We start from the raw sequence: 16658 nt of genomic DNA, 5'->3' as shown, positions 1-16658 counted from the left end.
ACAAAAAAGGCTGGTTATTAACCTGCCTTTTTTGTTTTAGAGTATTCTCACCTTATTTTCTCACATAGTCGATAAAAGAATAAGCATATTTATTCTTTTCATTTGGCATATGGTCTTCGCGTTTTACACTTTTCCATATTTTGTCATCAATTTTAGGGAAGAATGTATCGCCATCAAATTTATTGTGAACAAGTGTTAGATATAGCTTATCAGCTTTATCCATAACTTCTTTATAGATTGTGCCACCACCAACGATAAATGATTCTTGGTCTGCGGGTACTTTTTCAAGTGCTTCATCCAATGAGTTAACAACTATGCAACCTTCTGCTTTATAATCCGCTTGACGGGTTATAATGATAGACGTGCGATTAGGTAATGGTTTCCCAATTGAATCGAATGTTTTACGGCCCATAATAATATGGTGACCTGTTGTTAGAGCCTTGAATCTTTTTAGGTCGTCAGATAAACGCCAAATCAGTTGATTGTCTTTTCCAATAACATTGTTCTGAGAAGCGGCTACGATAATTGATATAGGCATGATAAATATATTTTAGTGAATATATATGGCTTGAGTCGTGTTTTCTTAAACTGATATAGCACCTTTAATATTAGGAGCAGCGTCGTAATTTTCTAGGCTGAAATCTTCATATTTAAAATCAAAAATGCTTTTTACCTCAGGATTAATTTTCATTTGAGGAAGTTTTTTAAGCTCACGAGTCAATTGTAATTCAACTTGTTCAATATGATTGTTGTAGATATGTGCATCGCCCAATGTGTGAATAAAATCACCTGGTTCTAGATCACAAACTTGAGCAATCATCATTGTAAGTAAAGCGTATGAGGCAATATTAAAAGGAACACCTAAAAAGATATCGGCACTTCGTTGGTATAGCTGGCAAGATAATTTGCCATTGGCCACATAAAATTGGAATAAAGCATGACAAGGAGGTAAAGCCATATTTTCAATATCGGCTACATTCCAAGCACTCACGATTAAGCGACGAGAGTTAGGATTGGTTTTAATATCATTTATTAATTTAGATATCTGATCAATATGTTCTCCATTAGCCTTAGGCCATGAACGCCATTGGTAACCGTAAACGTGACCTAAGTCGCCCTTTTCGTCGGCCCATTCATTCCAAATTCTCACGCCATTATCTTGAAGATACTTTACATTGGTATCACCATTCAAAAACCATAAAAGTTCATGAATAATGGACTTTAAGTGCAATTTTTTAGTTGTTAGAGCAGGAAATCCTTCTGATAAGTCGAATCGCATTTGATGTCCAAAAATACTGATAGTCCCAGTTCCGGTGCGGTCTCCTTTTTGCATGCCTTCTTGGCTTACTTTTTTTAGTAATTCGAGATATTGGCGCATATATAGTTCAAATTAATTTTAAGATAAAATTAGCTTGAAGATACACTTTTCAATCAAATAATGATTCACAAATAGAAGTATTTCGGGGTAGAACTTGTTAACATGCTTGTTGAAAACTCCTTGAAAATTAACTGGAGTACACAATTAGTTTTTTTAAAGAAGGTGAATTTTTCGTAAATTACTTATTAAATTCAACATAAATCGCATAACTTTAGTATGCAGTTGTAAAGTTTAATACACTAAAAATAAGGCTAATGCTTATCAAAACATACGGAAGTGCTGTGTATGGCATACATGCAACAACAATTACTATCGAGGTTAATGTCTTTAATGGAGTTCGTTTCAGCTTGGTTGGATTGCCAGATAATGCAGTTAAGGAAAGTCAGCAAAGGATTGATTCTGCATTGCGAGAAGTTGGATACAAAATTCCTGGCAAAAAGATCATCATCAATATGGCTCCTGCTGATATTCGAAAGGAAGGATCGGCGTATGATTTACCATTGGCAGTTGGAATTTTAACGGCTACCGAACAAATTAAATGTCCTGATTTACAAAACTATGTGATTATGGGCGAGCTTTCGCTCGATGGGAGTTTAGTACCCATAAAAGGTGTGTTGCCAATGGCAATTAAGGCGAGAGAAGAAGGTTTTGAGGGTTTAATTTTACCCAAAGAGAATGCAAAAGAAGCTGCTGTTGTCAATAATTTAAAAGTATATGGGATTGAAAATATTAAGGAATTAATTGATTTTTTTAATGGAGATGCCGAGTTGGTAATTACCGAGGTGGATACAAGAGCCGAATTTTATTCTCACTTGAATCATTTTGAATATGATTTTGCCGATGTAAAAGGGCAAGAGAATGTGAAAAGAGCACTTGAAATTGCAGCCGCAGGTGGGCATAATATAATCATGATAGGTCCTCCAGGTTCTGGAAAAACGATGCTAGCAAAACGAATACCAGGTATTTTACCTCCATTAACTTTGCAAGAAGCTCTCGAAACAACAAAGATTCATTCAGTTGCTGGAACTCTCGAAAAAGCTAGTGGTTTAATGACCAAGAGACCCTTTAGAAATCCCCATCACACAATTTCTGATGAAATTATCGGATATAATGTGGTGGTTTGATTTAGTATAGAACATATATAGGTGAGAGGTTATTATTAATGTTCCCAACATACTAAGAATTATTACTGCTTTTTGTTTCTACATTTTACTCTTGTTGATTTAAGAATCTCTTTACATTGTATTGCTGTAGAGTTAGAGGAGATTGTATGTTGTTTTAAAGGTGCTTAGTTAACTTTGAAATACCAATTAGACTTATCTATTCCAGATTCTAGTTTCTCTTCTAAATCGTCTGGTAACTGTGGGAAAAAGTCAATTCCTGTAAGTGTTTCTATGCAATCAGTATTGACGACAAACTTAGATAGTGAATCTGAACTTTTTTCATTCCTCAATAAGAATGCGATCATTTGTTGGTTATCTCCTTCACCTATTAGTATGATCTTGTAATAGTATTGTGGTATTGCTACATGATTATTACCAATTGTAGGAAGACCTTTCGTTAAAATAGGACCAGTAACCACATATATTTTCCCATACTGTTTTGCGTATGATCTTACAAGGCTTTCTAACTTCTTCCAGGCACCCCTGTTAAATGATGGCGCTTGTGGTGACATATTGGACATATAGAAACTTTCATTCATAGCAATAGAGGAAAATCCCATATCAGCGGCAGGGGCTAAATGTCCTCTGTCATATCCAGAACTTTTATAGTCTTTCAATGTTGCTGAACCAGTTAATACATATGGATCTGATTTAAATCTATTTGACCTTCTCACAAGTTTTACCGTTTCTTCTGTTGTCAATTCATATGCGACCCATTCTGCTTGTTCATAAGTTTCTATATAAGAGAATGTGTAGTTTGAATGACTTATTACCTCACCATTTGCTATCGGCAAGTATAAATTGTCTTGAGAATAACCAAGATTAATAAACAGAAGTGATAGGACTAATAGAAACAGGTTTTTCATGGAACAGTGATCTTTATGGTGTTAAGAATCAAAATTAAGTATACTATTTTTAAAGTGTCCTACGATTGTATAATTTTTAAGATAATTATTTAGCTATACAGCATAGTTCAGACTTCTTAATACTCTTATTTCTTGTGATTCTATCGTTTGTACTTATCTAAAATTATAGAGTACACCTTAAAGTTCCATTTTTGGAATTAATTAAACCGTGTGGTATATAATTAGACTATACCTATATCATGAACCTTTAATGATTATATATTAGCTACAAATTCAAGGATTTCATGAGTACAATATTATAGAGTCTAATATTGTACCTATATTGTGACTGCAATCAATACCGTGAATGAACTATGGAAGCAACATATATTAGAGTATCTACAGCTAAGCAGAACGTCATTTCTCAGGTGAATAAAGCAATTGGACAACAGTATATCGATAAGATCCAAGGAACTACACCATTTGCAGAACGACCACAAGGAAGCCGTTTGATGGGTGATATCATTACTGGTAAGGTGAAACATGTTTATGTGAATAGAATTGATCGTTTAGGGCGTGATGCAGATGATATTCAGGATATAATCAAAGTATTTAAGGAATATAAATGCCAGTTAACAATTACATCAATGGGTAATATGCATCTATTTGATAATGGTAAAGAGAGTTTCACTTTTAAAATGATGGCGGCAATGTATTCTCAGATAGCAGAACAGCAACGAGAGGAGATTAAGGAAAAAACTGCCGAAGGAATTCAGTTAGCAAAGGAAAGAGGAGTATATATAGGTCGCAAAGAGGGGACAAAAGAAAGCACCGATAAATTCTTGACTAAGCACAAGAATATCGTCAACTGCCTTGAATCTGGAATGTCATTGAAGAAATCAGCCGATACGCTAGGAGTGAGCAAAACAACCGTTGTGAAAGTTAAGAAACTATTATAGAAAGAGTTATTTAAAAGGATTTTGGGAAGACGATGTTAGTTAAGCATATTCCAAAACTTATACCACGTAATTATGAATTAAGGGTAAGGCATACTATTTGTGTAATGACTAAATATGATTTATGTGTATACTAATATTCGTAAAGATATTTGATACATAGTAAGATAAGTGAAATGTCTAAACTGTTTTTAGATTACCTCTATTTTTAAAAAGGAATAGTTAATAATACGTAATAGTTCTCTTTCTACATCTTCTTAGATACTCTCATGGAGGATATGTGGCTGTAGAATAGCTTGTTGAGAGGTGTGGATTGCACAAACTGTATGCGTAATTACACAAATGGTATGTCGATTACACAATTTGTATGTCCCCAAGAAACAATGGTCTACTTTAATGTAAAAATAATCTTTAGACTCGATGTGACGAAAAGGTTATTTGAGTACCCATCGCATTGGAGGTCGAATATTTTATTGAAAAATATTTTAGGAATCGTTGAACGTTTTGATAGAGACGAATAGAATTAACCTTTTTTTCTAATTTGCTTGATACGAAATGTTCATATCAGGACGAGACAATTACTTTTTAAGCCCAACCTTAAAGATTGGGCTTTTTGCTTCATTAAAAGTAAATTGTGTAAACTTTAAATACTCCCTTAATTCACTAATACAATTCATTGTTAATATTGTAGTATTTTCAAAAGCATTTCATGAATGTTTTTGAAGAGGATAAGGTAATGGGGGAAGTTGTGATGGTGAGACTGAACCTACGGGGATCTTATCACTAGGATTCCAGTTAACTAGACTTCCTGGCGATTCTAAACTCCTCTTACGAATCCTCTCCTTTGCTTTATTAATTAGAAATTGATTATTTTTAATTTCATTACCTGCAATTTTTTTGCAGAAAAAACGAGTCCCCATATAGTTAACATCACTACCAGCTTGTGAAGCAAGCTCATCTATCTTATCATTTAACATTCTTACTGAGGTCCTATTCTTGTACTTATCATATTTACTGAGTGCTCCTAAAATAAGCAATTTGTCCTCATCCGTCATGTCCCAACCATATGTCTTGCACCCGTAGTTAGCAGCAACACTACAGATATGGTCATAAACTTCTTTTGCTTCATCAAACATTGTGTTAATCTCTTTCTTTATACTCGGTGACAACGCAGTTGATGCATGCTCACCTGTTACTGTTTTCTTATATAATTGATTATTATTTTCTTGATTATTATTACTGTCAGGGTTATCAGATTCAGAGTTACCAGATTCCTGTTTTTCGGATTTAGGCAAACGCCCCATATTTAAGGGGTTTTCGTTAACAATCCAATGAGTACCTTTTACTTGACCTTTCTCGCGTATATCTTTACGTTTTATATAACCCAACTCCTGAAGTTTCTTCCATTCTTTAAAAAATTTATCCTTACCAAGACTTGTCTGTTTTTGAATGTAGGTGGAGTTAATAACATACTTATTACTCTGTGAAAGTATAAATGTCATCAATCCAATTTGATTTAGTGAGAGTCGTTCGTCATGTATCATCCTATTATCAATTTTGGAATAGAGATTCTCCTTACCATCATTTGTGGACCTATTGTACGTTGTTTGATTGTTCATCACTCTGAAGCGTTTGAGGGTTAAACAATACCTTAATAACTTCGCCACATTTAACCGCATTTCTGAATGCATGTTTTCCAATCTCCATGAATATTCTGGCCTGTTTCATGTTTTCAGCCCTTTTACCACCTGGTAGTAGGTAATAATGTTTATTCTTCATCTTCAAATAATATTACGTTAATACGAAGTAACACAAGGTCATTACCCTATGTTCCTTTGCTTTAAATTCAATTAGTGAGGGTTAACCCTCTTTATAGATATATTTGAAAATTCGTGCGCTGGAATGCGCAAAGAGTGCAACGAGAAAACTTCTATGTCGCAGATTACAAAGTAAAGAAACTATTTCCTATAATTAAAATCTAAGGTGAAATTAATTGGAAAGCCTAATATTTGAGGGCATTCCAATCTTGATATGGGAAAACTATGAAAACCAGTATTTCTTGAATTATTGTTTTTTTTTGTGTGTTACAAGCACGAGCAGGGTATATTACTATACAAAGTTCCAAATCTTGAGAGAAAACACCCTTACCCTTTTTCCCTCGTCACATAATGCAACATCGATTTTTATAATAAATTGCCTCTTTCAGAACATTAAAGACCTTAATCCATTCTTCAAGCGTAAGTAATTGACAAGACACTCTAGTATCGTAATTATTAACAATTATAGGTACAATCTTTCGGGAAACGATCTATTGTATCATCTTGACCGTAACAAACTATAGATTTATCAATTACAAATCATATTACTAGAGGTATTTTTACGATATAATTGCCGAAAGTTTTACGTCCTACTAAAATTCAATTTCTTTAAATTGTTTCATTACCACCATCAAACTTATATTATTTTTACTTTGCTTGGAACCTATATACATCTTAAATATCTACCTCCTAGTGAAGCGAATGGTGCGTAATATTATCTTAGTCTTCGGGAGAGAATACCATAAAAAGCATTAGCAAATTAAGATATATTCTGCTAAAGATATGCAGATCATTTCTAAAACATCATTTCTAGATTGTTTATACCTAGCACATAAATCATCCACAATCTTTTCTCTCATTTCACAATCAGAATACACATATTTTGATTGCCAATATGTTTTTATAGAATCATGACATTGCCAGTATGCAGTATAAGATTCATCTTTTTGTCTATAAAGATTGATATCTTTATATTGAATATCAATATGATCAGGAGTCTTTCCCTTGTCATTACTATTATTACTCATAGTTATATTGTTTTAATATAATATACCGAAAATATCTCAATTCCTAAAACTAGAACTTGTAATCGTTTTGTTTATTTTCAATTAAATCTATTAGGAAAAAAAATGATTCATATTATACGCACGAGCAGACTATATTACTAAAACAGTATCCAAACCTAAAGGAAAATACCCACCCCTTTTTTTTTCTCACATAATACAATATCGATTTTTAAAATAAATTTCTATCACAAAAAATATTATACGTCAAACCCCTCTCTATCAATATACATACGTAACAGTATAACCAGAAATATTATAAAACAGGGTCTAGAGACCTATAGTCTCGAGTCATATATAACGATAAAAATTATATGTGTTCTGTGCACAAGCATGTTGCTCACGAGGCCTATTAATACCTAGTTTACACAAGGCATATTAATAACTCCTCAATTGATAATGTAACTGCGATTTTGATCAGATTATTAGCTGTTGAAATGTTACGATAATTCTATCACACGACACAACATTATCAAATATTAGTTAGATATACAATCAATAATACTAATAACAACATATTGTTTGTTACTAAAACACACAACAATTCTTTCCTGAATTCAAGTTGCAAATAGATTAATGAGTTTGTCTTTGTGAGAGGATGGTGTTCAAAAGGAAAATAGGTGTTCGTCATCAGTTGTCAACAAAACTCACGCCAATCTATCACTACACTTTATTTGCTTTATTTTAGAGGATTAAATAAAGAGTAGTAATACCAAAAGGTTCCGCTTCGCTTCAGCTTGTCATGTTTTTTGTGTTCCTCCATCTTTCTCACGGCAGCTCTTTTTGTTCTTGTAAAAACTTCCTTTCGTACCTTCAGTCAGTACTTACAAGTCCAACCGCTACCCATATTAGGCTCGCCTGCTAGTCGCAGCGGTCTACGGTTTTGTCATAGTTTTTGACCTTACACACTATCCAATCCTATTCAAAAACATTGCCATAACCTTGCTGTAAACAGTAGATGTAAATGGTCTTCATTCTTCAAACCGTTATTTACACCAACCGCTACTCCACTCGCAGGCGGCTCGCACTACGTTCCCTTCGTTTCAATCGAAATCAGCTTCGTACCTACGCTTCTTTCAATTTTCACACCTTCCTAGCTCAAGGCTGTTTTTCCTAAAGTAATATTCACTCAAAGTTGATATTATAGAATTTGATGTTGATAATTAATACTTAGTAATCACACTTTTTCTCACCTTTAGCCACAATATTCCCATTCACCTCATTAATAATTGAGACGATGCGAGTGATTTTTACAGGGGCAGGGAATAGTCCAAAGATGCCCTGATGATGCTTTTCGTTGAAAGATGCCCTGGGCAGCACAGCTCTATCATTAGTGCCATTTACAAGCAGGTTATTGATCGTAGCAATGATAAAGGATAATTTGAACAGCATTCAATCAACCTTTGCTTATGAAGCCTGACAGTAAAACTATAGAGGTGTTAACATCAGCTTAGAGATGCTTAGATAAACATGACATAATGGGATTCAAAATCTTCTTTTTAGCTTAATACCACTTATCATTAACCAATCAACATATTGCCCTTAGGCCTGTATCAACGACCTCTCTTAACGTTGTTTCTAATTGATAAATATAGATTGACCTCTGGTTTATTCCCTTTCAGGCTAATGATTGCGAGATCGCCTTCTTTATTAACTATAAGAATGTATCTTTGATGTGTAGAATCACAAGCAGACTATTTAGCTAATCATGACAGTACACGTTGTGATTTGCTTACAGAATGTATCTTTGATGTGTAGAATCACAAGTTTTTTCAAGCTACTGGAGCATTAGTTGATGTTGTGATTTGCTTACAGAATGTATCTTTGATGTGTAGAATCACAAGACATTTATTTTGTCACCGTTCGCGCCAGCAGTTGTGATTTGCTTACAGAATGTATCTTTGATGTGTAGAATCACAAGGTGAATTGTTAATGAATACTGATCCGTTAAGTTGTGATTTGCTTACAGAATGTATCTTTGATGTGTAGAATCACAAGAGGCTGTTTTGATATTGATATTGTCATAGTGTTGTGATTTGCTTACAGAATGTATCTTTGATGTGTAGAATCACAAGTTATGAGCCTTTAAATGTTGCACCAACTACGTTGTGATTTGCTTACAGAATGTATCTTTGATGTGTAGAATCACAAGGATAAGGCAGTAGCTTTAGGAATGGAAGATGTTGTGATTTGCTTACAGAATGTATCTTTGATGTGTAGAATCACAAGAGGAATACAACGAGTTACCATTGTACAGGAGTTGTGATTTGCTTACAGAATGTATCTTTGATGTGTAGAATCACAAGGAACTATTAATTACATTCCTACAAGAGCAAGTTGTGATTTGCTTACAGAATGTATCTTTGATGTGTAGAATCACAAGTTCGATAAGCTAGCGATGACCTCGGCACTAGTTGTGATTTGCTTACAGAATGTATCTTTGATGTGTAGAATCACAAGTTACCTGCTATTGTATCATAAGACCCCGACGTTGTGATTTGCTTACAGAATGTATCTTTGATGTGTAGAATCACAAGGCTGAGGACCTTGCAAAGCTTGTTGATCTTGTTGTGATTTGCTTACAGAATGTATCTTTGATGTGTAGAATCACAAGTTGCCGTTTGTGCTATTGCCGCAGCCGTTCGTTGTGATTTGCTTACAGAATGTATCTTTGATGTGTAGAATCACAAGGGAGGTTTGTATTTACTTATCCAGATAAGAGTTGTGATTTGCTTACAGAATGTATCTTTGATGTGTAGAATCACAAGATCCTAACAGTTAGGAAATGCCATTGCTTCGTTGTGATTTGCTTACAGAATGTATCTTTGATGTGTAGAATCACAAGTTTTAACCTAATTACTGATACATCTTCATAGTTGTGATTTGCTTACAGAATGTATCTTTGATGTGTAGAATCACAAGGTTGGTCTGAACACAAGTCCCCCTTACCCCGTTGTGATTTGCTTACAGAATGTATCTTTGATGTGTAGAATCACAAGGTGCAGTAGTATCTACTAACGTATCAGATGGTTGTGATTTGCTTACAGAATGTATCTTTGATGTGTAGAATCACAAGGTGTCGGTTATTACACTCTATTAGTCAATAACTTGTACGAAGCATCAGAAATAAAAAAACCGAAGCTCAAAGGCTTCGGTTTTCTTTTTATATTCGTTTTATTTATTCTACTCACCATGTTATTTAGACAGATTGCTTCGTCGAATCTCCTCGTAATGAAATGGATAATTAAAATAGTTGCAATTGTTGAACCACAGCGGGTTTATCAGCAATTTCCTGACTGTAGAAAAGTTCCATCATGGCAAACTGCTTATCGGTTATTTTAAGTATCCCCACATGTCCATGTTCGGGTAATAAATATTTTACGCGTTTGGTATGCACCTCGGCATTTTCTCTACTTGGGCAAGTACGCATGTATATAGAGAACTGAAACATGGTAAAACCATCTTTCATCAGCTCTTTCCGAAATCGCGAAGCTTCCTTCCGTTCTTTCTTGGTTTCGGTGGGTAAATCGAAAAAGACCAGAACCCACATATTACGATATTGACTGAGTGCATACTGTGTCATAAAACTCGGGATAAATTATTTTACGTCTTTCGCCTGCAAAGCATTCGTAAAGCGAACTTGTGGTTCGGCTAATACCCACCATTAGAGGACTCTTTTTACCTGCAAATATCACATCGGTCGTTAATATGGATAAAATTTTAGCTTTTTGTTCCTTCGTTAATTTTTCATCCTCAAGCTCACCATCATAAAACATTTGCATCACTACCTGGTCGCAATATGGGCGATAGGGTTCCATAATATCATCGGCAAGACAATAAGCATTGTACTTGTTTCGATGAAAAATACCTAAAGTTGGCAACATGCCTGAACTGACCAAAGCACGAGCCACACAAGCTCGCATTATGGCATAAGCATAGTTAAGCTGCGGATTGGGCACATCGCCAAATCGTTCACGCACAAAATCATGATTCTCGAACAAGGTTCCCCAATAAATCTTAGCCCCACGAGCTTCCACATTCTCACTATCGCCCGATTTTATTTGAGGAACCAACACATGCAAGCGTTTAGCATCCATATCAAATCGTTCCAAAAGTCGAGCTTGATTCTCAATTTTAGAGGCAACTGTTTGCGCCCATAGTTGCTTTTTTAAGGGTTCGCTAGCTTCTAACTGTACCTTAAAACGCTCCGACTGTACCGAGTTACCATCCAAAGGTAAAAACAAACCAACAGGGTGATGCTTTTCATCACATGATATTAAGGCCACATTGCTCGATATCAAATAAGACAAAAGTGCCTGACTCAAGGTTACCTGAGGATGATCTAAAACCATTACCCCAATATCCTCAATAGGAAGGCTAGCCTGTTCTGTTTTCTCCTTTGGCTTAAAAACCTTTAGTTGCCCATCTTGCCTGCGCAAATAGGCTGGATTACCAAAATACAGTGTGCGTTTAATCATGATATTAGTTTTGATTTATACTTCCTGTAATATTGGAGAAACATGCTTTTTCACTTCAAGCACATTTCCCAAACGATCAAGCTTTAATTTCCAACACCTTTCTTTAATCATAACGGGTTTTTGTTTATCATCTAACAATGAAATGCCATTTAGTATTTGAACTCGTTCGCTTTTACTATTTGTTCCATTTTCATTCTTTCTAATTTCTTTAGCAACAGTATTTGGAACAAAATGACATTCTTTTTGTGTAGTACTAACCATTTTATATATTCGCTCTAGTTGATCCCTGCTTAAACTTTTAATATCAACCATATTCGGATTTCCCATTTCCTCATCAGTTGGCACATAAACCAAATCGTTGGGCGATAAGGTAAACAAAAACTGTCCTTTTTCAGCTTTTAAAGCAATAGGGGTATTATCTTTTGCTTTTATATGAGCAGTTTGTTTTTGATGTGCTATCACTTCATTTAAAGGAACGGTATCGTATACTCTTTTTTTCTTTTCTTCGTCCCAGTAAATAGCAAAAAAGAGGTTTGTGCCTTTTGCGGCTTCTACAAACTTATCTTTCTTGTTAGCTGTTTCCCCAACAGCAAAACGATTACCTACTTCGTACAAGCGTACTTTATAAATGGGTTGATGAAATTTACCATTATTTAAACAAACTATATTCTTATTCAAATCATCTAATCCTACGGAATTAAAAGCTAAATCAAATCGTTCTTTGCCGTTCTCTTCTTGATAATTCTTAATGTGATTTTCGAAAATTAGCTGAATTCCCGAGTCACTTACTGATTCTAATTGTTTACGAGTAAATTTCTCAGTTAAAGCCGTACTTATACCTCGAGTTGCAGTCGCTTCAACTTTTTCGTAAACCTCAACTTTCAGTATTTCCTCTTTATCAATAGTTATAGGATGCGATTTAAGATGTTTCTTAATCGCTTTTACATCACCATTAAACAAATCGTTCAAATTACATACTTTTTTACGTATCTGTTTATCAACAATCAGTTGCCATTGTTCCAAGTAAGCAGTTATATTCGACAATCCTTTTTTCTTTCTTTTAATGGTAACAGCACCAGAAACGGTATCTTTATGTAACGATTTTCTAATGGCCCAATTGTCACCCTTCACCTGTTTGGTAAGTTCTTTTTTAGGTTTTCCATCTTTACCCAAATGCATATTACCATTCTCATCTTTGTAGGATAAATACTTATTATTTGTTTTATTTATAACTCTAGTATTCTTTTTAAAACTCACTACAATTTTCTCTAAACTTTCTTTTGCATCTATTGTAAAACCTTGCCAAGGTTGCAAATAAGACTTAGCCACAGTAATTGTTTTTAGTTTAGCTGTAAGTTTATCCTTAATTTGTTTTTTCTCAATATTCCTGAGTTTTGCAACAAGGCTATGATTCTTTCTTGCGGTATTTAATGATGTGATATAGTTAGTATGATCTTTTGTTACACAAGCAATTATTAAAGCATCCAAGGCGTGATGACGATGATCAATACGTTTTTTACTAAATCCTTTTGATAATTCATCAGGCACCATGGTTCTAAACATGTTCTTATCCTTATCCCAATAACCAAAATCATTGGACTTAGTTAACTCATTTAAACGCTTAAACCTTGGCGTAATTAATTCGTTCCATTTATCGTTTAATCCCCAATCTTGCTTCATTTTAGAAGTAATAGCACCCGTAACTGGTATCAAACGTTTTGCGGTAGCTTCTTTCTCTCCTTCTTCTCTCACAATATTACTCAACAAAGCTTTCACTATTTTACTGATATAACGGCTATCAGTCAATTGGCGGTTTAGAAATCCTTCAGGAATATCTTCACTTAAAAGATTTTTTAGCTTGGTTCTCGATTTTTTAAAACTACGTTTACAATGTTCCTCATAAGCTTTTAAACTGAACAACTTAATTGAACCTGTTAATATTTTACCCTCATTTGCCTTAATGTATTCGTAAGCAGTTTTATTACTTTTATCTTCATTAACCTCACTTTCACAAATTACTTTATTGCTTAATGAATTATCAAAGTAACGCGATTGTGGAATAATGTGTTCAATTTGATAATTTTCTGAAAAAAGACCACTTAAAGGAATTGGTTTACCTGTGTAGGGCGAGATATAACCTTGTTCCAACCAAATTTTATATCGTTGAATTTCGTTTTTACTTGGTGAAGCGTTCTTTCTTATTTTTAAAATATCATCATCTACATCGTTTTGATTAAAAACACCCTCCTCATAAATTTTCAATATTTCCTGATGCGAAGGTGAATAAGGTCGAATATCACCTTTTATCTGACTATCATCCTTAAGTTCCTGTAATAAAGCTTTAATTCGTTGGTTTGTATTTTCATTTTCACTTTGATTGGCTGCGATTGATTTTCGTTTATCACTCGAGTTCTTCATGTCTCTACCCAATTCTACATGTATTTCATCGAAAAATTGGCTTTTACCACCACCATGATATTGCCAAATATCCCTAACCACACGTAAAGTTTCTGTAACCACTTGTTCAACTATTGGATTACGCAAACTGTGCTGTTTAAATTTGTGCAAATACAAATCAATATCGACAGGACTCTTCCAAAGCAGAATATCTCCCACCTCTGAATGTCGTTGATAAATTGCATAACAAGCCTGGTAGGTATTCAATCCCTTTAATTGTGAATTTTTGCCATAAGCCAAAAAACTTTTTAATAATTGCTTTGGGATATCATCATCAACAATAGTTTGTAGTCTGTTGTGTTTGTCTTCTTTAAATACCTCCTCATCGTAATCAATACTCTCTAGTCGTTCTTGAATATTCGATATACGATCCTTCACTTCGTCGTTTATGGCATTCTCACTCCAATATTTGCCTTTACGCATCAATGGCAACAACTTCTTTATAGCTTTCTCAGAATAAGCTCCGTAGTCGCTATCAAAGGGAGGAAACTTAAGAAAGCTTGCCACAAAAGAAAACTCATCGAGCCCCTTTTTATTTGCAAATGTTCCCAATGCTTTCTCAAATTCAAGTTTATCTTTAACAGAGTAGATTAAATGCCACAACTCATACTCAATCTCTGTGCTCAGAAATACGACACTTTCTATGTCATTCACTTTCTTCAATCGAGATAAAAATTGAGCTCTTGTTTCATTACATGGGTATTTTCTATCTTCTACATTGTTCCATCTATATTCTTTCTCGTTGAGTTTGTATTTCTTTAAAAACGCTTTCTGATCAACTTCTTTCCTGTTATTCATGAATTCAAACAAATCCACCCAATCTTCTTCATTTTTAATAAACTGATGCGTTACATCAACATCTATCTTATTATCTCCAATAATTTCTCGTTGATATATCTTTAGGTTTTTAAGAAACTGCCATAAACGGAACTCTTGAAATAAAGGATTTGATTTTGGAATACATTTCAGAGCTATTTCTTGCCTAATCCCCTCTTTCATGAAAACCTTTTTCTCGTAAGGACAATTAGCAATGCTCGACTTTTTACTTTTAAGAGGTCTCTGATAAAACAAAATATCCTCCACTAATAAATACTCAAAATTCTTATCTTTAATACTATTACTATGCGATTCGTTAATTGAATATAGCTCTTTGGTACATGCTAGATATAGAGCTCTATCTTGTAACTCAGCATGGAATTCAGTTTGTTTAGCAACTATAGCTTTTAATTCTTCCTTATAAAACTTCCGTTCAATTGTTTTTATAAGCTTCCCTCTAAGTTTTTGCGACGGATTCTCTAAAAGTGTATCAAAAAGAAATTCACCAACTGTTTTCTCTGATTTTAAAATATCTTGCTCTGTTTTAGTTTTAATAGCAATCCAATCTTTTTCTGAATCAACAGCTTTAAACGTGTATTTTAAATCTCCCCTTTTAGTAGTCGATGTTGTTACAATAAACTCTTTTGTCTTTCCTATCCAATTCTCGGTTTTGGTTATTTGTCTATCATATTGCCAAGCGTTATCAAAATACACATCGTAAAGTTTATCTCCTGTCTTCTTTATTACTTCACCTGAATCAACAACTTCTTTAACTTTTAATGAAACAAATTCTTTAGTTTTATCATCAGTTTTCTCTTCCTCTTCACCTCTTAATTGATAATAACCACGCTTTTGATTAAAATTTAAAAGAATCCAAGAAAGCTCTTCCTTCGTAATTTTCTCCGTTAAAGCTTTCTTCCTTAAATAATAAATTGTCCAATCGTAAGGTATTTTAGTTTCCTCTCCTTTTGTTTTCTTATAAAATAATTCAGGATGTACTGCCTTAAATTCACCAACCATTTCCAAGAACGAATCTGTAAATAGAAATTTGTATTCAGGCTTGTCCTTTCCTTCAACAGCAACTGGATAGTAGTTTAGTTTCACTTCTATTCCATCTTTAAACTGACCTTTGCGCAAATCAAAATCAATAGAATCTGAATAATGTTTGGGTAAAAAATTTAATTTATTTAAAACTCGATGCAAACGTTCTCTTCTTAACAAACTTCTCTCCACCAACCGTCTTACGCCTCTGTATCTTGTTCTATCAGCAGTTTGAGATATCGATTGTCCAGAACCAAACTTATCCATTATATCCTGTGACATTGGAATAATACGGGAACCTATACCTAATATTTGTCCTTCTTTTTTATCAAAATCATTTTTAACTAAAGCCCAACCAATAGAATTAGTTCCCAAATCAAGTCCTAAAATCTTTTTCATAACACTTGTATATTATATATTTTGTTATTAATTTTGAATCACATTCAGTAAGCAAATCACAATAAGGATTATTCCGTTGTGAAAACATTTAAGCCGCCTCGTCTTTCAATTCGGGGCATTTTTTTGTTTAAATGTTTCATGAGCACCTTTTATTAAAATGATACTGAGAACAAAAATATTCAAAGCAGCTCTGCTTAGTCATTTTTTATGTGAGTCCATTTCCGACAAATCTGAAGGTTGACAC

General features: G+C 34.0%; 11 protein-coding genes and 1 CRISPR repeat array. Of the genes, 2 read left to right on the top strand and 9 right to left on the bottom strand.

Annotated features, from left to right (window positions below; genetic code table 11):
* Nucleotides 1-52 precede the first annotated feature (52 nt).
* The gene (locus EMN46_RS01745; protein ID WP_154198943.1) at nt 53-538 is read right to left on the bottom strand and encodes a dihydrofolate reductase; all 486 of its coding nucleotides are present in this window, start codon (nt 536-538) and stop codon (nt 53-55) included.
* 45 nt (nt 539-583) lie between these two features.
* Nucleotides 584-1378 (bottom strand): thymidylate synthase, encoded by a 795-nt coding sequence (locus EMN46_RS01740; RefSeq protein WP_154198942.1) that lies wholly within the window; start codon nt 1376-1378, stop codon nt 584-586.
* A gap of 254 nt (nt 1379-1632) precedes the next feature.
* On the opposite strand from EMN46_RS01740, the gene EMN46_RS01735 reads away from it, so the two are divergent.
* Nucleotides 1633-2502 (top strand): YifB family Mg chelatase-like AAA ATPase, encoded by an 870-nt coding sequence (locus EMN46_RS01735; RefSeq protein ID WP_154198941.1) that lies wholly within the window; start codon nt 1633-1635, stop codon nt 2500-2502.
* Nucleotides 2503-2666: 164 nt separating this feature from the next.
* Here EMN46_RS01735 and EMN46_RS01730 read toward each other — a convergent pair whose 3' ends face one another.
* Nucleotides 2667-3407 carry a DNA/RNA non-specific endonuclease gene (locus EMN46_RS01730; RefSeq protein ID WP_154198940.1) on the bottom strand — a complete coding sequence of 247 codons (741 nt, stop codon included), beginning with the start codon at nt 3405-3407 and terminating at the stop codon, nt 2667-2669.
* Nucleotides 3408-3760: 353 nt separating this feature from the next.
* Here EMN46_RS01730 and EMN46_RS01725 point away from each other — a divergent pair, with 353 nt between their 5' ends.
* Nucleotides 3761-4345, top strand: coding sequence for a recombinase family protein (locus EMN46_RS01725; RefSeq protein WP_154198939.1), 585 nt, complete (start codon nt 3761-3763; stop codon nt 4343-4345).
* Nucleotides 4346-5049: 704 nt separating this feature from the next.
* Here EMN46_RS01725 and EMN46_RS01720 read toward each other — a convergent pair.
* The 6 genes from EMN46_RS01720 to cas9 all read right to left on the bottom strand — a co-directional run bounded on the left by EMN46_RS01720 (nt 5050) and on the right by cas9 (nt 16414).
* Nucleotides 5050-5886, bottom strand: a complete 837-nt coding sequence (locus EMN46_RS01720) for a hypothetical protein (protein ID WP_154198938.1) — start codon at nt 5884-5886, stop codon at nt 5050-5052.
* A gap of 49 nt (nt 5887-5935) precedes the next feature.
* A complete protein-coding gene (locus tag EMN46_RS01715; RefSeq protein WP_154198937.1) occupies nt 5936-6121 on the bottom strand; it encodes a hypothetical protein in 186 nt (61 codons plus the stop codon).
* 790 nt (nt 6122-6911) lie between these two features.
* The gene (locus EMN46_RS01710) at nt 6912-7187 is read right to left on the bottom strand and encodes a hypothetical protein (RefSeq protein ID WP_154198936.1); all 276 of its coding nucleotides are present in this window, start codon (nt 7185-7187) and stop codon (nt 6912-6914) included.
* A gap of 1695 nt (nt 7188-8882) precedes the next feature.
* Nucleotides 8883-10299: a CRISPR direct-repeat array (repeat unit 31 nt; unit sequence AGAATGTATCTTTGATGTGTAGAATCACAAG).
* Between the two features lie 168 nt (nt 10300-10467).
* Nucleotides 10468-10806: a CRISPR-associated endonuclease Cas2 gene (gene cas2 / locus EMN46_RS01705; RefSeq protein WP_154198935.1), complete on the bottom strand. Its 339-nt coding sequence runs from the start codon at nt 10804-10806 to the stop codon at nt 10468-10470.
* Nucleotides 10775-11701 carry a type II CRISPR-associated endonuclease Cas1 gene (gene cas1 / locus EMN46_RS01700; RefSeq protein ID WP_154198934.1) on the bottom strand — a complete coding sequence of 309 codons (927 nt, stop codon included), beginning with the start codon at nt 11699-11701 and terminating at the stop codon, nt 10775-10777. The genes cas2 and cas1 overlap by 32 nt, the downstream gene beginning before the upstream one ends.
* Before the next feature lie 15 nt (nt 11702-11716).
* Entirely contained in the window at nt 11717-16414 is a 4698-nt protein-coding gene (gene cas9 / locus EMN46_RS01695; protein ID WP_154198933.1) for a type II CRISPR RNA-guided endonuclease Cas9, read from the bottom strand.
* Nucleotides 16415-16658 lie beyond the last annotated feature (244 nt).

This window comes from Ancylomarina sp. 16SWW S1-10-2 (assembly GCF_009669305.1).
In the GTDB taxonomy this organism is placed as follows: domain Bacteria; phylum Bacteroidota; class Bacteroidia; order Bacteroidales; family Marinifilaceae; genus Ancylomarina.
This window is presented reverse-complemented; position numbering and strand designations above follow the sequence as displayed.